Below are 24,693 nucleotides of genomic sequence, written 5' to 3'. Positions count from 1 at the left end.
CGTCCCGGTCCGGCTCCCCAACCGAACCGGCCAAGATGCTAGTCGATATATTTCAGGCCTTTGGCGGCGAGCGTCTCGCGCATGCCGTAGATGTCGAGGCCGAGTTCGCCGGCCGCCAGCCGCTCTCTCGTCTTCGCTTCCTTCTCGAGGCGTGCCCTGGACGCGGCAAGCGCCTCGCCGGCCCTGTCGCGTGGCACAACCATCACCCCGTCGTCGTCGGCGACGATGACGTCGCCGGGTTCCACCCGCGCGCCGGCGCAGACGATCGGCACGTTCACCGAACCCAACGTGGCCTTGACCGTGCCCTGCGCCGAGATGAAGCGCGACCACACCGGGAAGCTCATCTCCTCGAGCTCCCGCACGTCGCGCACGCCGGCCTCGATGACGAGCCCCCTGACGCCGCGCACCTGAAGCGAGGTGGCGAGCAATTCGCCGAAATATCCGGCGTCACACTCGGACGTGGGCGAGACGACGAGGACGTCCCCCTCGCGGCATTGTTCCACCGCGACATGGATCATCCAGTTGTCCGCCGGCGCGACGGAGACGGTGACTGCGTTACCGGCGATACGCTTGCCGCGCCAGGCCGGCCGCATGTAGGGCCGCATCAGGCCGACGCGGCCCATCGCCTCGTGCACGGTGGCCGCGCCGCATTCGCCCAGCGCGTCGACCGTCGCCAGGTCCGTCCGCCCTATGCTGCGCCGGACGACGTTCACGACGCGGCCCCCGTCGCCAGCGGACCATGCCCGAGCGTGCCGGTGACATGCGGGAAGACGGCTTCGTAGCCTTCGCCGTATCTGATCTTGTAGTCGGAGTTGCGGGACGCCTGGACGCCGCGCTGCAACGCGACACGGGTATAATATTCCCAGAGATGTTCCTGCCCTTCCATGCATTTGATGGCGGCCAGCTTCTTCTCCCACACCGGCGTGATGTCGAGCAGCACGTTCGGCTTCCAGCTGCACTGCTCGGGCTGGTGCGGCTCGAAGAGATAGACCGGCGGCGCGCCGAGGACGGGCTCACCGGGCTTGTGGCCATGCGCCTGGGCGATCACCCGCGCATGCTGGGCGAACTCGGTCGCCATGGGATGGTCGAAATTGTAGGGGTCCTGGCGCGAATGCGTCAGCATGAATTCGGGCCGGATTTCGCGATAGAGATCGACCAGTGCGTCGAACGCCTCGGGCGTGACGCGCATCGGATAGTCGCCGAGGTCGTAGAAACGAATGTCATGCACGTCCAGGGCTTTCGCCGCGTTCTCGGCCTCGCGGCGACGGTCGCTCTTGACGGTCTCCAGCGTCATTCCCGGCTTACGCCACAGCTTGGCCGATTCGCCGCGCTCGCCGAAGGACAGGCACACGACGGTCACGGCATAGCCTTGCGCGGCATGCGCGGCGATGGCGCCGCCGGCGCGCCAGACGAAGTCGGCAGAATGGGCGCTCACCACGAGCGCGGTTTTCCGAGGCATGGATATGCTCCTCCATTTTCCGGGCGATGAAGTGGCACGAAACGGCGGAAGCCGCTAATATGAAAGCCGCGCGTCGTTATAGATTTTCTCGAATCACATTCTGGCCATGATGAACCTGACCGATCTCAACCTCCGTCATCTGCGGTTGTTCGCGCAGATTTGCGAGACGGGCAGCGTGAACCGCGTGGCGGACATGTCGAACGTGTCGCAGCCCGCCATCTCGGTCGCGATGGCGAAGCTCGAGGCACGGTTCGCTTCGGTGCTGCTGTCGAGGCATCCATCAGGCAGCCTGCCGACCCCGGCGGGGCGGGTGCTGCTCAACCGGCTGCGCCGCATGGACGGCCAGATCGCGGCGGCGACAGGTCAGGCGCTGGGCGCCGTCGCGCGCCGGGATCCGGGCGCGGTGGCGCAGGCGATGGAGCGCATCACGATGCGGCAGATCCTCGCCCTGATCGCGCTGTCCGATTCCGGCTCGATCGTGCAGGCGGCACGACGGCAGGACAGCGCCCCGGCGACCCTGCACAGGCTGCTGCATGACCTGCAGGGGCACATCGGCCGGGCGGTGTTCGGCCGGGGTCCCGTCGGCATGGCGGTCAACGCGGCAGGACAGCGGCTGGCGCTGGGTTGGCAGGTGGCGCTCACGGAGCTCGAGCAGGCGCATGACGAACTGAAGGAACTGGAAGGGCGTGTCGAGGGGCGGGTGAAGGTCGCCAGCCTGCCGCTGGCCCGCACCCGGCTGCTGGGCCGGGCGCTCAATCCGCTCCTTGCGGACCACCCGAACGCCCGGATCGAGATCGTCGACGGCCCCTACGACGCGCTTTCGCGCCTGCTGCGGTCGGGAGGTTGCGACATCCTGATCGGCGCGCTGCGCTCGGGCAGGAACCTCCAGGACCTGCGCGCCGAAGCGCTGTTCGAGGATCCCTACGCCATCGTCTGCCGCGCCGGCCATCCGCTGCTTGAGCTCGGGCGGCCGGTGGAGTTTTCCGATTTTGCCGCCATGGAATGGGTGGCGCAGCGGCCGGGAACGCCGATCCGGGCCGCTTTCGATGCGCTGTTCAAGGGCAGGGTCGCGAACCCGAAAGCGAGCGTGGAGACGAGTTCACTGGTGCTCACCCGCGCGCTCATCCTGGAAAGCGACAGACTGTCCATGTTGTCGCGCAGGCAGATCGCGGTCGAGGAGGAGACGAAGCTGGTGTACTGCCTGCCTTTGGCGCGCGATGTCCAGAACTCCATGGGAAGCCGGACCATCGGCTTCACCGTGCGCGAGAACTGGCTGCCGAGCCGGTTGCAAAACGCGTTCCTGGATCGCCTTAGGGCGGCTGTCGGAGTGGTGGATTGAGCGGAGGCAGCACGCCGCCCGTATCCAGCCAATCGCAAGAAACCGCCCGTTGTCCCGCCGCGGTCACCGCTATAGTTTTGATCCTCTGCACCGGTTGAAGGCTTTGCCCCATAAAGGAAATCGGATTCTTGTCGTTCGGGCACTGGACGCACTCGTCGCAGTCGCGAACGCAGTCGGTCACTGATGCGCTGCTGCAATCGATCGAGCGGGGCGGGGGAGAGCACCCGTGAAGAAAGTCAGCATTATCAGCCTAGACCGGCAAAGCGAGTGTCTAAGGGCATGTCGTTGAGAGGGAATTGTCCCGCTGTACTGCGCCGACAGCTTTCCCACAGACAGCTCTTCGCTTCCTCGTGGGCCTGTTGAAGTGCATTGTTGTATTGCAAGTACGCGCACACCGCCGGCTCGTCAGGTGACAATCGCTCGTTTCGGGATGCGGTTGAGTTCGCACGTCGGCCAACCTCAAACTGCTGATCGAATAATCGGCAAGGAGATCAGCCCCGACTTGATCGGCCATCTGCGCGGCGCAGGGCTGGTCGCGTCCGGCCCGCGCAGCCCGACGCCGGGCGCACCGTACACCTATATCACAACAAAGGGGTTTCTGCTCGAGTTCGGCCTCGACACGTTGCGTGATCTGCCGGACTTGGAGGCGCTCGAGGATACAGGCTTGCTCAGCAAGGAAAAGCTGCTGGCTGGCGATATCGCAGGAGCATATTGCGTCAGTAACATAGCATTGATGGGGCGTTTGGAATCCTGGCAAACCTGTCGCATCAATCCTCTGCCGGTGTGCTCCAGACGCCGCTGATGAGGTTTTCGTTCCAGAGACGACCCGTATCGATGCCGCCAGCGGGAACGGGCTTCAGCCCGGCGACCGTGCGTGCAAAAGCTTTGGCGATGGCCTGCGCCTGTTCTATCGACACCGGGACGAAGCGGAAGCGAGCACCTACGGGAATCTGCGACAGACGATGGAGATCAGTCGAAATGACGGTTGCGATCTTGGGATAGCCGCCGGTGGTCTGACCGTCTCGCATCAGCAGGACGGGTTGGCCCATAGGTGTAACCTGGATGGAGCCCGGCACGGTTCCGTCCGAAACCATGGAACCTGCCCGCGCAGCCAGGGCGGGCCCGACCAGGAAGCGGGCCATCCGGTCCGAACGATTGTCGAATTGCCAGTCCGCCCCGTACAGAAGGGCCTGGACCTCGTCATCGAACCAGTCGTCCTGCGGCCCCGGGATGACGCGGATCGGACCGCGATCGTGTGCCGGCAACACCGGGAGAGTGAGCGGGGTCATCCGGCCTCCCCTCACGGACAGACGGTTGCCTGCCGTTAGAAGCGCAGGCCCCAGGCCTGAGCGCAGATGCGTCGACAGGCTGCCCATGTCGGGTTGAAGGTCAAAGCCGCCGGCCACGGCCAGATAGCCGTATATCCCGCCTTTGAGCGGCGACAGCTCGATGTCCTCGCCGGGCTCCGCCAGAGCGGAATAGCCCGGCATGACGGCCCGGCCCGCCACCGACAAGCCGATGCCCGGACCCGCGGCCGCCACCATCACCGGGCCGCCTTCCGCGCGAAAGCGGGCTCCGGCATAGACGGTTTCGATCGCAGCCGCGCCAGGTTCGTTGCCGACGAGGATATTCGCAACGGCCAGCGACATTCCGTCCATCGCCCCGGAAGACGAGATTCCGAAGCGTCGCCAGCCGATCCGCCCGCCATCCTGGAGGCTCGCGCCTGTACCGATCCGCTCGACGATCAAGCCGGTCATGCAAGGCGCTCTACGACAGCCGCTCCATCGGCGGATCGACCCGCAAGGTCGTGCCATTCCCTGTCCGAGATCGGATGGAAGCAAATCTCGTCGCCAGCATCGAAAAGAAAGACCGGGTCGCGGCGTGGCAGGAAAGGCAGCGCGGGCGTGCGACCGATCAGGTGCCAACCGCTTGGCCCTTCGACACTGCCGATCGCGGTCTGTGCGCCGCCGATGCTTATGGATGATGCTGGAATGCGGGCACGCGGAACGTCGCGGCGTGGACGGGCAAGGCGCGCATCGAGCCCGCCGAGATAGGAGAAGCCGGGCAGGAAGCCGATCATCATCACGGTATAGACGGGGGCGGCATGGGTCTCGACAATTTGAGCGATGGAAAGGCCGCAGAAGACCGCCATGTCCGTAAGGTCTTCGCCATGCTCGCCGCCATAGGCGACTGGGACCCGCCAGCGCCGGGGAGTGCGTTGCGAAATGTCGAGCCCTGCCCGCAGTTTCAGCAGATGGGCGGAAAGCGCCTCGATCCTGCAGGTCGCCGGATCGAAATGCACCATCAGTGCGCGATAGGTCGGCACGGTCTCGATGACCCCGGGAAAGGGATTGGCGGCAAGCGCGGCATCCAGGGCCTGGACACCGGCATTCACGTCCAGGTCGATGACGTTGCCGAAATCGACGCTGATTGCGGTGTCTCCACAGTGGAGAAGACGCGGCGCGGTCATGGCCGATGCGCGAGAGCAGCCAGCACGGCTCTCGCCACGTCCTGCGCGGTGGTTCGCATGGCTTGCAGCGTCGTGCCACCGATATGGGGCGTCAGAATCAGGTTTGGGCAGGTCGTCAATGGGCTGCCTGCGGGCAGCGGCTCCGGGACGAAGACATCCAAGGCGGCAGACCGAAGCTGTCCATTCTCAAGGGCAGCGATCAGCGCGGTCTCGTCCACAAGCGCGCCGCGCGCCGTGTTCACCAGGATCGCGCCACGTCGCATGAGCGCCAGTTCACGGGTTCCGACCACAGGCCGAGGGCTAGGCAGTCCATGCAGCGACAGGATGTCGGCACGTGCCAGGAGGTCGTCGGCACCTCTGGCGGGGGTCAATCCCTGGGCCGCAAGTTCCGCGGGTTCGGCATGGGCCGAAAGCACGATAACCTGCATGCCGATGCCTTGCGCCATACGGGCCAGTCTTCGCGCGATGTGGCCGAATCCCCAAAGCCCGAGGGTGCGGCCGGAAAGCTCGATCCCGTATGCGCGGGAGGTCAGCCGCCAGTTGAAGTTGCCGGCGCGCAACTCGCGGTCCGCGTCGGGCAGGTGACGGGCCGCCGCCAGCATCAGGGCGAGGGCATGCTCGGCGACGGACTGAGCATTGGAGCCGGGCGTATTGACGACACGGATTCCACGTTCGCGGGCTGTGGCAAGGTCGACCCTGTCCATTCCCGTTCCGTGGACGCCGATAACGCGCAGCCGCCGGGCCTGTGCCATCGCTTCGCTCGGCAGGCCGAAATTCCGGGTTATGACGGCATCCGCCTCCGCCAGAAGCGGATAGAGGTCATGACGATCCGTCGAGCGTGCCTGATCCACCGCGATGCCGCCCGCCCGCAAAATATCGAGGCCCGTGGCGTCGATGGGCTGGATCACCACACAGTGCGGCTTCCTGTCGATCATGACAGGCGTGACAGGGGGCGCAGGCAGAACGCGGAGAGGATGCGGGCCGCGACGGCAAAATCGGCGATGTTCATCGCCTCGTCGGGATTGTGGCTGCCGTTTTCGTTGCGGATGAACAGCATGCCGGTCGGAATGCCCATCGAGGCGAAAACCGCTGCGTCGTGGCCTGCGCCGCAAGGCATGATTTCAGCCGTGACATCCTGTTCTGTCGCGAGATCCGCAAGGGCTTCGATGACTTTGCGATCCATAAGCGCCGGTTCCGAATTGGTCATCGGGCCAAGATCGAAGCGTACACCCAGTTCCTTGGAAAGCGCATCCACCGATCGCGCCAACGCGTCGTGCATGAGGTTGAGCGTGGCCCGGCTCTGGCTGCGAACGTCGAGCGAGAAATCCACGCGGCCCGCAACCTTGGAAAAGGCTGCTTCATGCGGATCCGTCGAAAGTTGGCCGAAAGTGACCGTCAATTCATGGTCTTCGGCCAGCAGGGATTGCCAGCGATCGTCCAGTTGCGCGACGAGCCTGGCGCAGGCGAGCACTGCGTCGTTGCGATAGGCGCGCGGGGTCGCGCCGGAGTGGGAATACGTTCCCGTGCAGGTGGCGGAACGGTAGCGGAAACTGCCGCGGATGCCGGTGACGACGCCGACGGGGCATCCCTTGGCCAGCAGGACCGGGCCTTGCTCGATATGTGGCTCGATGAAACACCCGACCTTTGCACGGTCGAGGAACGCCAGTCCCTCGCGCAACTGCCGGGTATCTCCGCCCGCTGCATCAATGGCCGTGCCCAGGGAGACTTCGTCGCCGGCCCGGCGAACCGTGTCCAGCTCGGCAACGGTGAGTTGTCCGAAGGCCGAGCGACTGCCCACGTAGGAAGCGCCGAACCAGGTGCTTTCCTCGGCGCGGACCGCCATCACGACCAGATCCTGCGGCGGGACGATTCCGGCACGGCGATATCCCGCCGCCACGGCCAGTCCCGCCAGCACTCCGGCTGCCCCGTCGAAATTGCCGCCGAATGGGACCGAGTCCAGATGTGAACCTATGACGACGGAAGGGTTCGACGCGCGGCCGGGCAGCGTCAGGTAAAGGTTGCCGCCGGCGTCCATTGCCGTCCGCATGCCCATTCGCCTGGCCTCGCGGCCCACGATGTCGTGGGCAATCTGCTCGCCCAGGCCATACGAAATCCGCGTGATGCCGCGAGACGTGCCCGTACGCCGCCGCAATTCCTCGAACAGCCGTTCGGCAAGAGCGATATCCGGTTCGGGGGCTCCGGGCGAATGAGGCTCGGAACTCGGGGAAGACGGCAGCACAGTCATATACGGGTCAACCGGCTGATAATGCTTTCTCGCACACGACTTAAATGGGTGGTCATGGCCTCTGCGGCGCGGTCGCCTTCGCCCTTCTCGAGGGCGTCGAGAATGGCAAGGTGCTCCCTGCAGGTGTCGGTCAGCCGTTCGGGCATGGAACGCAGGTCGAACATGCGGGTCTGACGGCGCAGCATCAGGATGATCGAGGCGAGCTGCTGGTTTTCGGCGGCTTCCGAGATCATCCCGTGAAGGTCCTCGTCGACGTTTCGCACGACGCCTCTGTCGGCAGGGTGTGCGCCATCCAGCGCAACCAGTTCCTCCAGCTGCTTGCGCAGCGGCGCTATACGGTCGGCCGGAATGTTGCCTGCCGCCATTCGCGCGACGGCGGGTTCCAGCAGCAAACGCACTTGAAGAGCATCCATATAGTCGTCGATCCGCATCTGCTTGACCTGCAGGCCGCGGTTGCCCTGCCGCAGGAGCAGCCCTTCGCCTTCAAGCATCAGCAACGCGTCACGCACCGGGGTGCGCGACATGTTGAGCGCCGTGGCTAGCCGCCGTTCGTTGACCAGTTCGCCCGGCTTGAGGTTGCCGGTCAGGATCAAATCGAGGAGCTGCTCGTAAGCCTGATGAGCGAGACGCTTGTTAGGCGCATTCAGCATACGGGTTCCTCGACATGTCAGCCGCTTCAAAGGGTTGCATAGCGCTATACCTCACTGCCGGCGGCCACAAGTTCAAGGTTTCGCGAAATCGACATACAAATCATATTCCAGTGGTTGACTATTGGTATACCAAATTCTACCGTGGCTGCAACTCTCTCATCGCCGCACGGTTGCGACAGCCCGGCGTGCCTGATCGAAAGGACTTGCGCATGCCACTGGCGCCGGGCTCGATGTTGCCGTTCTCAAGGGAAGAGCATCTCGCGCGCCAGGCGCGTCTGCGCGCCACGCTGCGGGAGCGCGGCGTGGATGCCATGCTGGTCTTCTCGCAGGAAAGCCTGTTCTGGCTGACCGGCTACGACAGCGGCGGCTTCGTGTTTTTCCAGTGCGCGGTGGTGACGGCGGATGAGCGTCCTATAGTTCTTCTTACGCGTCGCCCCGACCTGTTTCAGGCGCGAATGACATCGACCATCGAAGACATCCGGGTCTGGTGGGATGCCGACGACGCCAATCCGGCGCAGGACCTTCAGGCGATCCTCAAGGAACTGGGCCTCAAGGGCGCTCGCGTGGCCATAGAACTCAATACGCATGGGCTTACCGGCTGGAACCTTTATCGCTGCCAGACGACGTTCGGCGACTGGTGCAGGCTCGAGGACGACCAGCACCTGATCCGCAAGCTGCGCGTGGTGAAATCGCCAGCTGAAATCGAGGTGATGCGCAAGGCCGGCAAGATCTGCGACCGCTCCTTGGAGCGGGTGATCGCGGCGGCTCGTCCGGGCATTCTCGATAGTGAGCTGAAGGCTGTCTATCTCGCCTCGATCCTCGGTGACGGGGCGGACATGCCGCCCAATGCTCCACTGTTCAATTCAGGCGAACGGGCGATCTACGGCCGCGGCGTCACCAATCCCCGCAGGCTGGAGGCGCAGGACCAGATCCTGGTCGAATATCCGGTCGCCTACCGCCACTACAACGTGAAGACCGAATGGATGATCCTGTTCGGCAAGGTCGCCGACCGCCAGCGCCACATGTATGAGGTCGCTCGCGAAACCCTGGTGCGGATGACCGACCTTGCCCGGCCGGGCACGACGCTCGGCGAAATCTTCGACTGTTATGCCGCCGGGCTCGATGCCGGCGGATATCGCGCTGCGCGCTACGGCGCGACGGGGTATTCGGTCGGCGTCTCCTACGCGCCTACTTCGATGGACGTGCCGCCGATGATCTATTCGGGCAACGCCACCGTATGCGAGCCGGGCATGACGCTCTTTTATCATGTGATGAGCGGCGACGCCGACAGCGGCTACGCCATGGGCGTCGGCCATACGCTGCTGGTCACCGACGGTGCGCCCGAGGTGCTGACCTGGCTGCCCGACGATCTGACCGTCGTTGCATGACGAAAACACGGCGACCAAACCACTGACACGGAGAAAAGCAATGGCTTTGCTGACCTTGAAGCGACGTCATGTCCTGATGGGCCTTGCCGCCACCGGCCTGGCCACCGGTCTGGGGCTGCCTTCCGGCAGTCTCGCCCAGACGGCTGCGCCCAAGACGGGCGGTACGCTGCGCATCAGCCATTCCACCCGCATCGCAACGCTCAATGTTCTCAACCTGTCCGGTCCGGCCGAATATCCGGTGGCGGACATGCTTTACTCGGGTTTGACCCGCATCGGCATCGACAGCAAGGTGCAGCCGGATCTGGCCGAAAGCTGGGAAGGTTCTCCAGACGCGACGGAATTCACCTTTCACCTTCGCAAGGGCGTGACATTCCACGATGGAACGCCGCTGACAGCGGACGACGTGGTGGCGACCTATACGACCATTCTCAACCCCGACGTGCCGGCCGCCGCCCGCTCGGTGCTGAGCATGGTCAAGAAGGTCGAGGCGGTCGATCCGGTCACTGTGAAGTTTACGCTCAGCTCGCCATTCGCCGACCTGCCGGTGTCGGCGGCTCATGCCAACGCCCGGATCGTGTCGAAGGCAGCGCTTGAAGCGCCGCTGAGCGAGCTGGACACCAAGGCCAACGGCACCGGGCCGTTCAAGCTCGAAACCTATGACAGCGCCCGCATGGTGCGGCTGGTGAAGAACGAGAACTATTACCAGTCCGGCAAGCCCTATCTTGATGCAGTCGAGATGTTGCTGTTCCCCGATCTCGCCGCCGAGACCGCGAATTTCCTCTCCGGCACGACCGATGTCATGCTGACGGTGCAGCAGGCCGAGTACGCCCGCATTGCCGCGGAGGCCGGCGTCGAGGCCAAGCGCGTGCCGTCGGGTCGCTTCGTCTGCGTGACCATGCGCCAGGATACCAAACCCTGGGACGACGTGCGCGTGCGCCGGGCGCTGGCGATGGCGACCGATCGCGACTTGCTGGTCGAGGTCATTCTCGAAGGGCTCGGCCGTCCCGCCGCCGACACGCTCGTGGCGCCGGAACTGGAGTTCGCGGTCGCGCGGAACCCGGTGCCCTACGATCCCGAAGGTGCGCGCAAGCTGCTCGCCGAGGCCGGCTACCCAGACGGGATCAAGACGACGCTGGTCGCCTCCGATCGGCCGGCCATCCGGGTCCAGACCGCCATCGCGCTGAAGCAATCGGCGGCGGGCGGCGGATTCGACCTGACCATCGAGACCATGCCGCATGACACCTATCTGGCGAATGTCTGGATGAAGGGCGCCTTCTATATCGGCTACTGGGGCATGCAGCCCACGGTTGATTCGACCTATCGCCTGCTCTTGACCTCCGATGCCTCCTATCAGGACACGGAATGGAAGAACAAGGATTTCGACGCCCTGATCGCGGAAGGCAGTTCCACGATCGAACACGCGCAACGCGCCGATATCTATGCCCGTGCGCAGAAACTTGAAGAGGAACAGGTTCCCTATATCGTGCCGTTCTTCGAGGATGTGCTGACCGCCAACCGCGACACTACGGAGCAGTGGCAGGTGGCGCCGATCTCACGCTATTTCTTCGTCGAAGACGTCTGGCTCGACAAAAGCTGAGATTGCGCGCTTGAGCCTCGCTTACATCCTCCGCCGCCTGGGCGCGATCGTCTTCGTTCTGGCGATCGTGACCCTGGCCGTCTTCGGCATCACCATGGTCTTGCCCGGCAACGCCGCGGTCATGATCCTTGGCGAGCACGCCACGCCGGAATCTCTGGCAGCTCTCGAACACCAGCTCGGACTCGACCAGCCGTTGGCCGAACAATATCTGCGCTGGATCGGCGGCGTACTGCACGGCGACTTCGGAACCTCGCTGCGGCTGTCGCTGCCGGTTTCGCAGGTGGTCGGCGAGGCGTTCCGAAATTCAGCCTGGCTGGCACTCTTGGCGCTGGTCACAGTGACGGCGATCGCGATCCCGCTCGGTGCGGTGGCGGCCCTGCGGCGCGGCACGATCTGGGACCTGTTGATCGGCCTGTTCTCCTATATCGGCACCGCCATGCCCGAGTTCGTGACGGCGACGCTGCTGCTGGTTCTGTTCGCCTCGCCGGAATGGCCGGTCCTGCCGGCAGGCGGGTTTGTCGCGCCGAGCCAGGATTTTCTCGGCTTCCTGCGCCACGCCATCCTGCCCGCGGCCACGCTGGGGCTGATCCTGATGGCGCACATCTCCCGCCAGGTGCGCTCGGAAATGTCGGAGGTTCTTTCGTCGGAATACGTTCGTGCTGCGCATCTGAAAGGCATATCGCGGCGCCGTGTCATCTGGCGCCATGCGCTTCCGAACGCACTAGCCCCGGCAGTCGCGGTGATTTCGCTCGACATTGGTTATCTGCTCGGCGGCATTATCGTCGTCGAGGAGATTTTCGCCTGGCCCGGACTTGGCAGGACGCTGATCTATGCACTGCAGAACCGCGACCTGCCGGTGATCCAGGCGATCACCCTCCTGCTGGCTGTCGTCTACGCCATGTCGAACCTCCTGTCGGACATCGTCATCGCCTGGCTCGACCCGAGGGTGCGCCATGCGTGATTTCATAAGAAATCCTGCGGGGCTCGTCGGCGGGGCTCTGTTGGCGATCGTGCTGTGCGCCGCGCTGTTCGGGCCGATGATCACGCCTTACGACCCGCAACAGTTCCACGCAGCCTCCCGCTTGCAGGGGCCGAGCTGGCAGTTCCTCCTCGGCACGGATCAGTATGGCCGGGATATTCTGTCACGGCTTCTCAACGGCGCGCCCTCGACGGTCTTCTTTGGCCTCGGCGCCACCGCGCTCGGCGTTGGCGTCGGGTCGATCATCGGCGTCATCGCCGGCGTCGCGGGAGGCAGGGTCGACAGCATCATTATGCGTGTCCTCGACGGCCTGTTGGCGATGCCGGAACTTCTGTTCACCTTGCTGATCGTGACCTTCCTCGGCGGCGGCACGACCCAGGCGATGCTTGCCGTGGCGGTGACTTTTGCTCCGGGCATGGCGCGAATCGCGCGCAGCTCGGTCCTGTCGGTCCGCACCCGCGAATACGTTCTGGCTGCGATCGCGCGGGGTGAATCCCGGCTGTGGATCGTCTGGCGGGAAGTGCTGCCCAATGCGCTCGGCCCGATCATCGTGGAGGCCACCATCAGGGTCAGCTTCGCGATCATGATCGGAGCGACGCTCGGCTTCCTCGGCCTCGGCGCACAACCGCCTTCGACGGAATGGGGCCTGATGGTCGCCGAGGCGCGCCAGTTCATGTTCCGCAATCCATGGTGCGTGGCGGTGCCGGGCGTGGCCATTGCCGTCACGGCCATGGGCTTCAATCTGTTCGGCGATGCCTTGCGAGACGCCCTCGATCCGAAAAGGGTTCGCGCATGAGCGGAGCGACGGAACGGCCCGTGCTGGAGGTCCGCGACTACACGCTGGCCTATGACGCCCCGCAGGACACCATAACCGCGCTCAACGCCGTCAATCTCGACGTCCGACCGGGAGAGACCCACGCGCTCGTCGGCGAAAGCGGCTCGGGCAAATCGACCCTCGCCTGGGCGATCATGCGCTACCTGCCGCGTAATGCGCATTCCCTGTCCGGCCGGATCATGCTTTCCGGCGAGGATTTGTTGACCAAGACCCAGGGGCAGATGGAGTCGCTCCGCGGGCGTCGTGTCGCGATGGTCTTCCAGGACCCCAGCTCGTCGCTCAACCCGACCATGCGAATGGGCGACCAGATTGCGGAAGTGCTGGTTCGCCATCAGGGCCTGAGCCAGGAGGCGGCATGGACAGAAGGCGAAGCGGCGCTGACCCGTACCGGAATCGCGCGCCCGGCCGAGATCATGCGGCGTTACCCGCACCAGGCGTCGGGCGGTGAAAAGCAGCGCGTCGTCATTGCCTCCGCCTTCGCCTGCAATCCCGAACTCATCATCTTCGACGAGCCGACGACCGCGCTCGACATCCTGACGGCGCAGCAGATTCTCGACCTCTTCCTGCGCCTGCGCGCCGAGACCGGCGTGGCCGCGCTTTACATCTCGCACGATCTTGGCCTGGTTTCGCGCATCGCGGATCGGGTGTCGGTGATTCATCGCGGCAAGATCGTTGAAAGCGGGCAGGCTCATGACGTTTTCCGTGCGCCGAAGGATGATTACACCCGCAAGCTGATGGCCGCCGTGCCCAAGCCGGACGACCGCATCGCCGTGGCCGAGCCGATCAAGACGGAACCGCTGCTGTCGGTGCGCGGCATTACCGTCCGTTACGATACCGACAGCTGGCTGCGCCGCATGCTGGGGCGCGAAGCGGAGTCGTTCTTCGGGGCCCAAAATGTCGGCTTCGACATACGTCCGGGGGAATTGCTCGGCCTTGTCGGGGCGAGCGGCTCGGGTAAGTCGACGATGGCCCAGGTCATTTCGGGACTGCGCGATTTCCAGGGCGAGGTGCATTTCAATGGTCGCCGCTTCGATCGGCGCCAGGCTTTCGACCGCGCTTACCGGCGCGAGGTGCAGATCGTTTTCCAACACCCCGATGCGAGCCTCAACCCGTCCCAGACCATCGGCAGCATCCTGTCGCGGCCGCTCCGCCTTTACGGACTTGTGCCGCGCTCCAAGGTCGCAGACCGGATTCGCGAACTGCTGGAGATGGTGCTGCTGCCCGCCGAATTCGCCTCGCGCTATCCGCACGAATTGTCCGGCGGTCAGAAGCAGCGCGTCGCCATCGCGCGTGCCTTCGCCGCCGAGCCGAAACTGGTCATCTGCGACGAAATCACCGCGGCGCTCGACGTTTCGGTGCAGGCGGCGGTCGCGCGGTTGCTGACCGATCTGCAGCGCAAGACGGGCGCCGCCTGCCTGTTCATCACGCATGACCTGAATCTGATCCGCCAACTCGCTCACCGCATCGCCGTGATGCAACGCGGGAGGCTGGTCGACACGTTCGACGTCGCGCAGGCGGAGGAGCCCGACCGCGACGCCTATACGCGGGCGTTGCTCGAGGCCGTGCCCCTGCCCGCCGAATTCCAGGGAGTGCAAGGCGAATGACCAAAGCCGTGGAGCTTGCCCGCAAGGTCGACGAACGCGCCAGCCTCGATACACTGGCCGAGATGGTACGCCACAAGAGCTACACGGAAACGCCCGGAGAACGGGCGTTGGCCGAGCACATGGTGGGGGTCATGTCGGCGCTGGGCCTCGAGGCTTATCTCATGCCGGTCGAAGGCGGCCGGGTGAACGCCATCGGCATCTGGCGCGGCACCGGCGGGGGTAAGAGCCTTCTCTTCAACGGACACCTGGACACCAATCCGGTGACCGAGGGCTGGACGGTCGATCCCTGGGGCGGCCTGGTGGACGACCGCTTCATCTACGGCATCGGCGTGTCGAACATGAAGGCCGGCGACGCCTCGTCCCTTTGCGCGGTGCGAACGCTGATCGAGAACGGCGTGCGGTTGAAGGGCGACGTGATCCTCACTTACGTGATCGGCGAACTGCAGGGCGGAATCGGCACGCTGCGCGCCGTGGAATCGGGACTGAAGGCCGATTATTTCATCAATTCCGAGCCTTCCGACCTAGCCGCCATCACGATGCATGCCGAGGCCTTTACCTTCGTCATCGAGCTGGAAGGCATCACCCGGCATCTGTCGAAGCGCGAAGAGGCGGTGGATGCCATACGCGCCGCCTGCGACCTTATCCCCGAACTGACGATGCTTACTTTTTCCGACGCGCCCAGCGACGCACATCGTTCGATCAACCGGGTGCATGTCGGCACCATCCACGGTGCGCTCGGCCGCGATTTGCACGAATGGCGTCCGCCCCAGGTCGCCGACTTCGTGCGGCTGACCGGCTCCGGCCGGTATGGCCCCGGCCAGACGGAAGACAACGCGCTGGCCGACATTCGCCGCGTGCTCGGCGGCCTCATGCAACGATGGCCGGGGCTCAAGGCCACGGTCGAGACGCGGAAATCCGCCGGCCGGCCGATCATGCCGGCTTTCGAGGTTGCCCGCGACAGCCGCATCGTCACCGCGCTCAACGGAGCCTACGAGGCGATCCGGGGCGAAGCGCAGCCGACCGGTCCGCTGACGCCGACCGGCTTCTATGGCACCGACGCCGGCCATCTCTATGCCGCCGGCGGAATGGAAGGCGTCGTCTGCGGTCCGGGCGGGCGCTACAACACCATGCCCGACGAACGGGTGGATATTCCCGACTATCTCGACATGATCCGCATCTATCTGCTGACCATCTGCGACATCTGCGAGCTGACATGATCGATCTCGCCCGCGAATTTCCCGCACGCACGCTTACCGGCCGCGAGGTGGTACTGCGTTTTCCCGAGACGGAGCATCGGGGCCGGCTGGCGCGCACACGTAAATTGCTGGTCGAGCGCGGCCTGGATGCAATCCTGATCTTTGCGCAGGAAAGCCACTACTACCTGACCGGTTACGACACGGCCGGCTATGTCTTTTTCCAGGCGGGCCTCATCACCGCCGACGACGGAAACACCGCTCTGCTGACCCGCACCCCGGACAGGCGCCAGGCCGAGGTCGCCTCGCTCTACGACGAGGTGCACATATGGCTTAATGCCGAAGGCGCCGATCCGGCCCAGGACCTCAGGGCGATCGTCGAGGCGCGTGGCCTGAAGGGCGCCCGCATCGGCGTGGAACTGGCGAACCATGGCTTGACGGCCGCCAACTGGCGTCTGGTCGAATCCGCAATGGCTGGGTTCTGCGTGCTGGAAGACGCTTCCGACCTCGTACGTTCCCAGCGTCTGGTCAAATCGGCTGCCGAACTGGAACTCGTCCGCGCCGCCGGGAATCTCGCCGATGCCGCGACCATGGCGGCGATCCGGGCCGCCAGGCCGGGGGTTTACGACACAGCCCTTTCCGGTGCCGCCGTGACCGCGATGCTGGCGGCGGGAGCCGACATGCCTTCCGGCGGCCCGCTGGTCAATGTCGGTCCGCGCGCCCTCTACGGCCGCGGCATCGGCGGCGCTCGAAAAATCGAGACGCAGGACCAGGTGCTGATCGAGCTCGCGGGGTCCGCCTGCCGCTATCATGTGGTGGTCGAGCATACCGTCGCGGTCGGCTCCGCCGATCCGCGCCAGGAACGCCAGATGGCCGTCGCCATCGAGGCGCTGGAGCGCATCAAGGCGGCCGCCCGGCCGGGCGAGCTGCTCGGCACGCTGGATGACATCCATCGCGGGGTATTGGATCGCGCCGGTTTCGCCCATGCCCGCTACGCCGCCTGCGGTTATGCCCTGGGCTGTACCTTCAAGCCGACCTGGATGGACGTGCCGCCGATGATCTACAGCGGCAATCCCCTGGTGCTGGAGGCGGGCATGGTCTTCTTCGTCCATATCATGATCCCCGATGCCACGACCGGACTGGTGGCGGGAGTCGGCCAGACCTTCGCCATCGGCGAGGCGGGCAGCGGGGTCGAAACCTTCAGCGCTCTGCCCTTGCAGCTCTGGAAGGTCTGAGTGTTCTGGCGGGCGCTTGTTCGCCCGCGCTGTTGTCAAAGGAGAAACCATGCCACGCCTGACCGAAGCCGCCAGAGGCGTTTTCGTCATCTCCGTCACGCCTTTCCTGCCGGACGGACAGCTCGATCTCGACAGTCTGGACCGAGTGACGGATTTCTACCTGGAAAAGGGGGCTTCGGGCCTGACAATCCTGGGCATGATGGGCGAGGCGCCGAAACTGACGCAGAACGAGGCGCGCCAGGTCGCGGCCCGCGTCATCGCCCGCGCCGGCGATGTGCCCGTTGTTGTCGGCGTCTCGGCTCCCGGCCTTGCGGCCATTACGGAACTTTCGGCTTCGGTGATGGATATAGGGGCGGCGGGCGTGATGATCGCGCCGCCTGCCAATCTTCGGACGGACGCGCAGATCCACGGCTATTTCAAGCAGGCCGCCGCGGCCGCAGGCAAGGATGTGCCCGTCGTCCTGCAGGACTTTCCGCTGGCCACCGGCGTGCACATCGACCCTGCTGTGATCGGACGTATCGTCGACGACGTGCCGCAGGTCGTGATGCTCAAGCATGAAGACTGGCCGGGGCTTGCCAAGATCACGGCGCTGCGCACGGCTGAAGCCAAGGGGCGCCGGCGCATCTCCATCCTGTGCGGCAATGGTGGCGTTTTCCTGCCCGAGGAGATGGCGCGGGGAGCCGATGGCGCGATGACCGGCTTCGGCTATCCGGAGATGCTGTCGCAAGTTGTCGACCTTGCCACGGCCGGCAATCACGATCGCGCGCAGGACATTTTCGACGCCTATCTTCCGTTGGTGCGCTACGAGCAACAGCCGGGCGTCGGATTGGCGGTCCGCAAGCATGTTCTTGCGCGGCGCGGAGCCATCGCCCACACCGCACAGCGAAACCCGGGCAGCGCGCTTTCTCCCGAGGCCGAGGCCGAGGTCGATCGGTTGATCGCCCGGCAGGAACGTCGTCTGAAGGAGCTTGGCTGATGGATTTCGGTCTTTCCGGGAAACGCGCACTCGTCCTTGGTGGCAGCAAAGGGCTGGGCGCGGCATGTACCATAGCTCTTGCCGCGGAAGGGACGGAGGTGGTTGCCCTCTCGCGCTCAGGCGAGATTCCCAAGAACCTCGAAGGGCAGGCGGTCGGCCGCATCCGCGCGCGTGCCCTCGACCTGACCGACATGACGGCCGTCGCTGCCCTGTGCGAGGAATTGCGCGCCGATCCGGTGCAGGTCCTAGTCAACAATTGTGGAGGCCCGCCGGCCGGACAGGCAAGGGGGCAACCGGCCGAGAAATGGCGTGCCGCTTTCGACGCCATGGCGACGCCCGTATTCGCGATCACCGATGCCGCGCTGGAAGGCATGATTGCAGGTGGCTGGGGTCGGATCGTCACGATCGGTTCGTCGGGAATCGAGGCGCCCATACCCGGCCTTGCGCTCTCCAATGGCGTGCGCGGTGTCATGGCTGGCTGGTCCAAGACGCTTGCCGGCGAGGTCGCGTCGCGCGGCGTCACCGTGAACATGGTCCTGCCGGGGCGAATCGCGACCGGCCGTGTGGCTGAACTCGACAGGATCAAGGCAAGGGCCGTGGGAGAGGACGTAAGCGCGGTCGAGGCAGCGTCCCGCGCGACCATACCGACGGGCCGTTATGGCCGTCCCGAGGAGTTCGCGGCCGTCGTCGCTTTCCTGTGTTCCGAGCAGGCCAGTTATGTGACCGGCTCGATGGTTCGGGTGGACGGAGGCATGATCCGCAGTCTTTGAATGCTGCGGCGTCAGGGCCGGACCGGAGAGCGGACCGCCACATTGGCCGCTTCGAGGCCTCGCCGCAGCGCGAGTGCCATGGCAACGGCCTGCGCGCCGTCTCCATGGACGCAGATGGAATCGATCCCGGCCTTGAGTATCTTTCCCGAGGTCGAGACGATCCGACTGTTTTCGACCATGTCGAGCACACGCGCCAAGGCCTCGGACGGGTCGTGGATCATGGCGTCAGGCTGGCTGCGCGGGGTCAGGTTAAAACTGTCCGCATAGGTACGGTCGGCGTAGACTTCGCGGATAGCCCGCAGGCCGAGCCGTTCCGCTGCCCGTTCGGTCGCCGTGCCGGGCATTACGATGAAGCAAAGATCCGGATCGACGGCCTTGATGGCGCGCGCGACGGCCGCGGCCAGCGCGTCATCGTCGGCACAGGCGTTGCCAAGCGCGCCATGGGTCTTCACATGCGTCATGGGGTAATTTTCAAGCGCGCAGATCGCGCCCAGAGCGCCGACCTGCACCGCCACCAGTTCTTCGATCTCGTGCGCCGTGATGCCGGGCATGGCACGGCGGCCAAAACCGGCGAGATCGGCATAGCCTGGATGCGCTCCGACGGCGACGCCGCGCGCCCGCGCATCGATCACGGTGCGGCGCATGATCGCCGGGTCGCCGGCGTGGAAACCGCAAGCCACGTTCGCCGTGGTGATGATGTCCATCAGCGCGGCATCGTCGCCCATTTTCCACGGGCCGAAGCCCTCGCCGAGATCAGCGTTCAGATCGACCTGCATCTCACATCTCCTTGTTCATACAATACCGGTTGTCAATTGGGACGCCAGTGGTATACCAATCATCGACCATTCTTCGAAAGCCGGAAATCGACGTGACACGACTGCTCTACCTGGGGAACGGACGCAAGCTTCAGTCCGTGGCGAGACTCGACGACCGGTTCGAGGGCTGGGGCCTGTCGGTCGACCGGTATTGGGCATGGAACAATGAGTTTCCTGCCACTCTCGACGGCTATCATGGGATTTTCCTTTCGGGCAGTCCGCACGGGGCGTATGAGGACGTTCCCTTCATTCACCGCGAACACGACCTTATCCGCGAGGCGGCGGATCGCGGAATTCCCATGCTGGGAATCTGTTTCGGCAGCCAGATCCTGGCATCCGCGCTTTGCGGCAAGGACCAGGTGTTTCGCCGCGAATGGTGCGAGATCGACTACAAGGACCTCGAGGTAAAGGCGACCGCCGTCGACGACCCGCTGGCACGCGACTGGGGCGAGACCGTCCGTATGTTCGTCTGGCACAACGACGAGGTGCGCCACGGGCATCCGGATATGGTGGTCCTGGCTTCCTCGGATGTCTGCCCCAACCAGGTCTGGCGCCATCGCACCGCTCCCGCTTGGGGCATTCAGGGTCATCCGGAAGTCACCCGCGCACAGGCGTCGATCTGGTTCGAGGAGAACCGCGAACGGATGACGGCGGACGGCGGGGACGTCGACGACCTGATCGCCAGGGCGGACGAAGCGATGGAAGCCAAGACTGCGCTGACCCGCTTCGCCGAGATGATTTCACGCAGCTGAATCCGGGAAGAACGATCTTGGTACAGACTTCCTACTGGTTCGACGTCGCCGAATACCGGGCTCGCCTGGCGCGCGTGCAGGCAGGACTGAAGGAGCGCGGACTTGATGCGCTTCTTGCATTCCAGCCCGAGACGGTTACCTGGGTCACCGGCTATTTCACCCGCGGCTACGGGACATTCCAATTTGCCATCATACCGGCCGATGGCGAGCCCACGCTTTTTTGCCGCGACGTCGAGGAATATTATCTCGACGCCACTTGCGTCTTCCCCGACCGGGTCATGTGGACCGACGAGGACGATCGCAATCAACTGGCCGCCCTGACCATCGCCGGCCGTTTGAAAGGCGCGCAGGCCATCGGTGTCGAACTGGGCGCATGGGTCCTCAACGCGCAACGATGGGATGCGATCCGGGAAGTCCTGCCGGCGATGCGGATCGAGGATCAGAGCCTGATGGTTCCGACGATGCGTTTTATCAAATCGCCGGCGGAGATCGCGTATCAGCGCCAGGCCGCCAAGGCGGCCGAGGCGGGCATGCAGGCGGCGATCGCCAGCGCACGGGTTGGTGCCTCCGAGCGGGAGATGGCGGCCGAGGTTTGCGCTGCCATGATCCAGGCAGGCTCCGATCTTCCGGGGCCGGGGGTCATGTCGTCGGGCGAGCGGGCCTATCACCTGCACGGCGGCTATTCCGACCGGATCCTGCAACACGGCGATATCGTCCAGATCGAGACGACGCCGAATGTGAAGCACTATCATGCCCGGTTCATGCGGCCGATCCGCGTGGCCGAGGCTTCCGACGCCGACCATCGGCTGGCGGAACAGTTGATTCGCATTCAGGACGCCGCTCTGGCGCAGGTGCGCGCGGGCGTCGCTGCGACCGTGCCCGATGCGGTGTATCGGGACGGCGTTCTGTCGGCGGGCCTGCGCGAAACCTATACAAACAAGACCTTCTATTCCGTGGGCCTGCTGCTTCAGCCCAACGGGGGCGAACCGCTGGAAGCCCATCCCGGTGCGAATTGGAGGTTCGAGGAGAACATGGTTTTCCACACCTACGTCCTGGCGCGCGGATTTGGAATGTCCGAAACCATCCGCGTAACCGCGGACGGTCATGAGCGCCTTACCAATTTTCCGCGCCAGCTTTTTGTCACTTCGCGTTGATCGCCGGATGGGTCGCCTCTCTCGCCCCCCTTGTTCATCGTTTTTGCCCGTCGTTCACCACTTTTGAACGTGCGAGCGCAAGTGGTCGGCAAAGCTCCTCGCTGTTCCCGAAAGCGAACGCCCCGCAGGTATTGCAGGCTGAAATGGAACTGGGCGGAGGCTCCCTGGATGGGGCGATAGACAACGCTGTCGGCACGGTGGCGCGACTTCACGTAGCTCGGCAGGACAACCACGCCATAACCGGCCGCCGCCATGCCAAGCGCGGTGTCGATGAGCGAGACTTCGAAGACCCTGTCGAAGCGGACGGCTTGCGCCGAAACCACCGAAGCGACCAGCCGAGACGCGGCGCTGGATTGGGGCAGCAACAGGATGCGAGAGGTACGAATATCGTCCCATGTCGCGTCCAGGCGGCGGGCGAGCGGATTGTCCTTGCGCAGCACAGCATCAGCGGATTGTTGCGCTCGACCACATGATAAAAGCTGCGGATGTTCCAGCATATCGACCGGGCGGACCGTTACGCCGATCTCCGCCTGTTCTGAAAGGATATAGCCGAGGGTCTCGTGGCTCCGGCAATCGTGCAGGGTATTTCGACCTGGGGGTGATGCCTTGGCGGCGCCTCCGGAAGAGAATTTCTCGACGTAGCGTGCCTTGAGCAACTCGGCATTTTCCACGACTACCGGATTGCCATCGGGACCCTTCGCCAACTCTCGCGCTATACAGACCAGTCCGCGCACGCCTTCGAACGCGGCTTCCTGATGCGGCGGGGTGGGCGGCGGCTCCGGCGGCCCGAAGGACGCGACAGCTTCAGGTAGCCGCGGACCCCGCCAGTGCCTCTTCCTGCGTGTCGCCCGAGAACCGCGGCGAGCCCTGGCTGTCTCCCCCGTCTCGGCTCCGCTCGTCGGCCAAGCGCCTTGTCCTCATCTTCTCGAGCAATGGCGGGAATGCGCCGCCATCAGATCCGCACGGACTCGTGCCCGTCGCGCGGTCAGCGCGCCCAGGCTGACGCGGACAGGGCACAGCCCGTTGCCGCACAGATCTTCGGCAGCCTAATCTGGAAGATGCAGACGGAGCCTGACCGGACGAGATAGCGCCCGGCCCGAGCGCCTTGCGGTGGCGCCTTTCCGTGAAGCCGGGGCTGTTCCGTGCTTTCCACGGGCGATACTTCACGCGATACCCCGAGCGACACTTTGGACGATACTTTCATCTCCGAACACCCTTGTCGGGCGTTCCCGAGATGGCTTTTGTCCTGGGAAATCAGCTGTTTGCGGGGAAATTGGCGGAGAGTGGAAAACCGCTGGCGGAGAGAGCGGGATTCGAACCCGCGTTACGGTTTCCCGTAAACACACTTTCCAGGCGTGCGCCTTCAACCACTCGGCCACCTCTCCGTCGGTGCGCGCCTGCGGCTGGTTGAACCGCGGGGTCGGGCTCGCGCTTCGGCGGAAACCGGCTCTGCGAGCCCGCCCCGGACGCGCCCGACCGGCATCGCCCTTCCGCTGCGCCCGCCGTTATGACGGGTGCGGGGCTCATCTAGTCGATCCGGAGCGGAATGCCAAGCCATATCGACGTGTCATATGATCAAGTCGCCGGCAATGCCTGTTCGCCGCTGCCTTGCGGAGCGGTACGGTTCCTCCCGCTTCGCGGATTCGGTGGCGGAAAGCGAACGCACAGGCTGCAAGCGGCTTTCGGGCGGCATGAATCGAAAACCGAACCCGCGAGCAGCCGGGCGTGGCCCGCCGGTCGGCGCCGCGTTGTGAGCGGGCAAAGACATGGCCTTGTCGTCGTCGAAACATGACAATTCGAGGCCTGCGATTGGCGGTTCGTTAAGCAAGGCGCGATGCACCTTTCGTTTACCATTTGGCTTAACGCAACCGAAATCGATGCCTCGCAATATGGGCCACGGTTCGACAAGAGACCGGTTTACGAACGTCACAACTGGGCAAAGGAACACCAAATGACCAAGCTTCTCTCGCGTTTCTACAAGGACGAATCCGGCGCCACGGCCATCGAATACGGCCTGATCGCCACGCTGATCGCCATCGCCATCATCGCATCCGCCAGGTTGGTCGGCACCAACCTCATCGCCCGGTTTACGGATGTCTCAACTGCACTCGACGTCACCACACCTTGATATCGGACGCAGGTGTAAGCACCGTTTCCGGTGTGCAGATTGGGGCCGCCTTCGGGCGGCCCCTTTCGTTTGCACCGTATAAACATAATACCGTCGTCCGGCCCTCGTGAAAATGCGCCGCACCCGCCCTATATTGGGAAGGTCATGAGATACGATGCCAGCTGCGCCCGCGCAGCCTTCGCAAGCCTGTTCATCGGGCTACTTGCCTGCGGCCTGTCGGCGACGGCCGCGCGAGCCGTCGATATCGTGCCTGCACCCGTCGTCGTGATGCCCGGCGCCAGTGCCGGCGACCTCCAGGCGCTGCAAAACCGCCTGTCGCGCCAGCAGTTCCAGAACGAGCAGCAGAGATTGCGGCAGGACGATCGCGACGCGGTCATCATCCTGCCTCCGCCGCGACGGCAGGTGCCGCGCATGAAGCCGGGCTGTCAGGGCCAGGTCTACGGCACGCTTGCCGATTGCCGGTGAGGGCCGATTGCCGCTGATGGCCGATTGTCGCTGAAAACAGGCGGCCTTTTCTTAGCCGACTACGGGAAACGGGGTGGAAATGCGCCGCCGAACCGGTACATGGTGAGGCTGTCGAGCGCGAATCACGCTGCCAACCGGAAGGATCATGACGGTCACCAAGAAGAACGCGGTCCGCAAGGCCAGGAAGGGCGAACGCATCCGGCAGGTCGCCGCCATACCGTTCCGGTTCGGGTCCGGCGGCGAACTGGAAGTGCTTCTGGTGACATCGCGCGAAACGCGCCGCTTCATCGTTCCCAAGGGGTGGCCGATGAAGGGCAAGAGCGGCCGCAAGGTCGCGGGCATCGAGGCCGAGCAGGAAGCGGGCGTCGTCGGCAAGGTGCTGAAGCAGCCGGCCGGCAGCTACAGCTACTGGAAGCGGCTCGAGCGGCAATTCGTGCGGGTGGACGTGACGGTCTACCTGCTTGCCGTCAGCGAGGAACTGACCGCGTGGCGGGAGAAAAAGAGCCGCCGCCGCGCATGGCTGACGACTGCGGACGCGGCCATGCTCATCGACGAGCCCGAGTTGGCCACGCTGCTGAAGGAACTCAAGCCGCCGGTCGAGGAAGCCGAGCCGGCGGATAGTCCGGCAGCCTGAGCGGA

The 24,693-nt window shown here is 64.7% G+C and carries 24 protein-coding genes, 1 tRNA gene and 1 pseudogene; 16 read left to right on the top strand and 10 right to left on the bottom strand.

What is annotated here, in order from left to right; all coding sequences use genetic code 11:
- Positions 1-38: 38 nt before the first annotated feature.
- Both FGU64_RS09785 and FGU64_RS09780 read right to left on the bottom strand, forming a co-directional pair.
- Positions 39-713 carry a 4-carboxy-4-hydroxy-2-oxoadipate aldolase/oxaloacetate decarboxylase gene (locus FGU64_RS09785; RefSeq protein WP_139952989.1) on the bottom strand — a complete coding sequence of 225 codons (675 nt, stop codon included), beginning with the start codon at positions 711-713 and terminating at the stop codon, positions 39-41.
- Entirely contained in the window at positions 710-1,459 is a 750-nt protein-coding gene (locus FGU64_RS09780) for a PIG-L deacetylase family protein (RefSeq protein ID WP_139952987.1), read from the bottom strand. The genes FGU64_RS09785 and FGU64_RS09780 overlap by 4 nt, the downstream gene beginning before the upstream one ends.
- Positions 1,460-1,565: 106 nt before the next feature.
- On the opposite strand from FGU64_RS09780, the gene FGU64_RS09775 reads away from it, so the two are divergent.
- Both FGU64_RS09775 and FGU64_RS09770 read left to right on the top strand, forming a co-directional pair.
- Positions 1,566-2,798 (top strand): LysR family transcriptional regulator, encoded by a 1,233-nt coding sequence (locus tag FGU64_RS09775; RefSeq protein WP_246671281.1) that lies wholly within the window; start codon positions 1,566-1,568, stop codon positions 2,796-2,798.
- A 481-nt stretch (positions 2,799-3,279) separates the two neighbouring features.
- Positions 3,280-3,600 (top strand): annotated as a pseudogene (locus tag FGU64_RS09770) (SMC-Scp complex subunit ScpB); the annotation flags it as partial.
- Here FGU64_RS09770 and FGU64_RS09765 read toward each other — a convergent pair.
- The 5 genes from FGU64_RS09765 to FGU64_RS09745 are packed head-to-tail and all read right to left on the bottom strand — an operon-like array spanning position 3,566 to position 8,163.
- Positions 3,566-4,555 carry a biotin-dependent carboxyltransferase family protein gene (locus FGU64_RS09765; protein WP_180375668.1) on the bottom strand — a complete coding sequence of 330 codons (990 nt, stop codon included), beginning with the start codon at positions 4,553-4,555 and terminating at the stop codon, positions 3,566-3,568. The pseudogene FGU64_RS09770 and the gene FGU64_RS09765 overlap by 35 nt on opposite strands.
- A complete protein-coding gene (gene pxpB / locus FGU64_RS09760; protein ID WP_139952981.1) occupies positions 4,552-5,268 on the bottom strand; it encodes a 5-oxoprolinase subunit PxpB in 717 nt (238 codons plus the stop codon). The genes FGU64_RS09765 and pxpB overlap by 4 nt, the downstream gene beginning before the upstream one ends.
- Positions 5,265-6,203 carry an NAD(P)-dependent oxidoreductase gene (locus tag FGU64_RS09755; RefSeq protein ID WP_139952979.1) on the bottom strand — a complete coding sequence of 313 codons (939 nt, stop codon included), beginning with the start codon at positions 6,201-6,203 and terminating at the stop codon, positions 5,265-5,267. Before FGU64_RS09755 ends, pxpB begins: the two co-directional genes overlap by 4 nt.
- On the bottom strand, positions 6,200-7,513 hold the full coding sequence (locus FGU64_RS09750; RefSeq protein ID WP_139952976.1) for a Zn-dependent hydrolase: 1,314 nt from the start codon (positions 7,511-7,513) through the stop codon (positions 6,200-6,202). The genes FGU64_RS09755 and FGU64_RS09750 overlap by 4 nt, the downstream gene beginning before the upstream one ends.
- Complete coding sequence (locus FGU64_RS09745) at positions 7,510-8,163, bottom strand: GntR family transcriptional regulator (protein ID WP_139952973.1); 654 nt, start codon at positions 8,161-8,163, stop codon at positions 7,510-7,512. The genes FGU64_RS09750 and FGU64_RS09745 overlap by 4 nt, the downstream gene beginning before the upstream one ends.
- 209 nt (positions 8,164-8,372) lie before the next feature.
- On the opposite strand from FGU64_RS09745, the gene FGU64_RS09740 reads away from it, so the two are divergent.
- From FGU64_RS09740 to FGU64_RS09700, 9 genes are read left to right on the top strand one after another with little or no spacing between them, the layout of a single operon-like run.
- Positions 8,373-9,551, top strand: coding sequence for a Xaa-Pro peptidase family protein (locus FGU64_RS09740; RefSeq protein WP_180375667.1), 1,179 nt, complete (start codon positions 8,373-8,375; stop codon positions 9,549-9,551).
- Between the two features lie 40 nt (positions 9,552-9,591).
- A complete protein-coding gene (locus FGU64_RS09735; protein WP_139952967.1) occupies positions 9,592-11,148 on the top strand; it encodes an ABC transporter substrate-binding protein in 1,557 nt (518 codons plus the stop codon).
- A 10-nt stretch (positions 11,149-11,158) separates the two neighbouring features.
- Positions 11,159-12,109, top strand: coding sequence for an ABC transporter permease (locus FGU64_RS09730; RefSeq protein WP_139952965.1), 951 nt, complete (start codon positions 11,159-11,161; stop codon positions 12,107-12,109).
- 49 nt (positions 12,110-12,158) lie between these two features.
- A complete protein-coding gene (locus tag FGU64_RS09725) occupies positions 12,159-12,923 on the top strand; it encodes an ABC transporter permease (RefSeq protein WP_348639796.1) in 765 nt (254 codons plus the stop codon).
- 20 nt (positions 12,924-12,943) lie between these two features.
- Positions 12,944-14,566, top strand: a complete 1,623-nt coding sequence (locus FGU64_RS09720) for an ABC transporter ATP-binding protein (RefSeq protein WP_246671280.1) — start codon at positions 12,944-12,946, stop codon at positions 14,564-14,566.
- Entirely contained in the window at positions 14,563-15,783 is a 1,221-nt protein-coding gene (locus tag FGU64_RS09715; RefSeq protein WP_139952959.1) for a M20/M25/M40 family metallo-hydrolase, read from the top strand. The genes FGU64_RS09720 and FGU64_RS09715 overlap by 4 nt, the downstream gene beginning before the upstream one ends.
- A complete protein-coding gene (locus FGU64_RS09710) occupies positions 15,780-16,994 on the top strand; it encodes a Xaa-Pro peptidase family protein (protein WP_139952956.1) in 1,215 nt (404 codons plus the stop codon). The genes FGU64_RS09715 and FGU64_RS09710 overlap by 4 nt, the downstream gene beginning before the upstream one ends.
- Positions 16,995-17,043: 49 nt before the next feature.
- Positions 17,044-17,970, top strand: coding sequence for a dihydrodipicolinate synthase family protein (locus tag FGU64_RS09705; RefSeq protein ID WP_139955328.1), 927 nt, complete (start codon positions 17,044-17,046; stop codon positions 17,968-17,970).
- Positions 17,970-18,740 (top strand): SDR family oxidoreductase, encoded by a 771-nt coding sequence (locus tag FGU64_RS09700; protein WP_139952953.1) that lies wholly within the window; start codon positions 17,970-17,972, stop codon positions 18,738-18,740. Before FGU64_RS09705 ends, FGU64_RS09700 begins: the two co-directional genes overlap by 1 nt.
- An 11-nt stretch (positions 18,741-18,751) precedes the next feature.
- Here FGU64_RS09700 and FGU64_RS09695 read toward each other — a convergent pair whose 3' ends face one another.
- Positions 18,752-19,516: a 5-oxoprolinase subunit PxpA gene (locus tag FGU64_RS09695; RefSeq protein ID WP_139952950.1), complete on the bottom strand. Its 765-nt coding sequence runs from the start codon at positions 19,514-19,516 to the stop codon at positions 18,752-18,754.
- Positions 19,517-19,608: 92 nt separating this feature from the next.
- Here FGU64_RS09695 and FGU64_RS09690 point away from each other — a divergent pair, with 92 nt between their 5' ends.
- Positions 19,609-20,307: a type 1 glutamine amidotransferase gene (locus tag FGU64_RS09690; protein WP_210239063.1), complete on the top strand. Its 699-nt coding sequence runs from the start codon at positions 19,609-19,611 to the stop codon at positions 20,305-20,307.
- Positions 20,308-20,324: 17 nt separating this feature from the next.
- Complete coding sequence (locus tag FGU64_RS09685; protein WP_139952946.1) at positions 20,325-21,461, top strand: Xaa-Pro peptidase family protein; 1,137 nt, start codon at positions 20,325-20,327, stop codon at positions 21,459-21,461.
- Here FGU64_RS09685 and FGU64_RS09680 read toward each other — a convergent pair.
- Together FGU64_RS09680 and FGU64_RS09675 are read right to left on the bottom strand one after the other, a co-directional pair.
- Positions 21,410-22,165 (bottom strand): LysR substrate-binding domain-containing protein, encoded by a 756-nt coding sequence (locus FGU64_RS09680; protein ID WP_180375666.1) that lies wholly within the window; start codon positions 22,163-22,165, stop codon positions 21,410-21,412. The genes FGU64_RS09685 and FGU64_RS09680 overlap by 52 nt on opposite strands.
- A 591-nt stretch (positions 22,166-22,756) precedes the next feature.
- A tRNA-Ser gene (locus FGU64_RS09675) sits at positions 22,757-22,846 on the bottom strand.
- A gap of 566 nt (positions 22,847-23,412) precedes the next feature.
- Between FGU64_RS09675 and FGU64_RS09670 the strand changes: the two genes are divergently transcribed.
- From FGU64_RS09670 to FGU64_RS09660, 3 genes are all read left to right on the top strand, one after another.
- Positions 23,413-23,589: a Flp family type IVb pilin gene (locus FGU64_RS09670; RefSeq protein WP_136356536.1), complete on the top strand. Its 177-nt coding sequence runs from the start codon at positions 23,413-23,415 to the stop codon at positions 23,587-23,589.
- A 144-nt stretch (positions 23,590-23,733) separates the two neighbouring features.
- Positions 23,734-24,054 (top strand): hypothetical protein, encoded by a 321-nt coding sequence (locus FGU64_RS09665; protein ID WP_139952939.1) that lies wholly within the window; start codon positions 23,734-23,736, stop codon positions 24,052-24,054.
- Between the two features lie 145 nt (positions 24,055-24,199).
- Positions 24,200-24,688: an NUDIX hydrolase gene (locus tag FGU64_RS09660; RefSeq protein ID WP_139952936.1), complete on the top strand. Its 489-nt coding sequence runs from the start codon at positions 24,200-24,202 to the stop codon at positions 24,686-24,688.
- Positions 24,689-24,693: the final 5 nt, after the last annotated feature.

This window comes from Mesorhizobium sp. 8 (assembly GCF_006351905.1).
GTDB lineage: Bacteria > Pseudomonadota > Alphaproteobacteria > Rhizobiales > Rhizobiaceae > Mesorhizobium > Mesorhizobium composti.
This window is presented reverse-complemented; position numbering and strand designations above follow the sequence as displayed.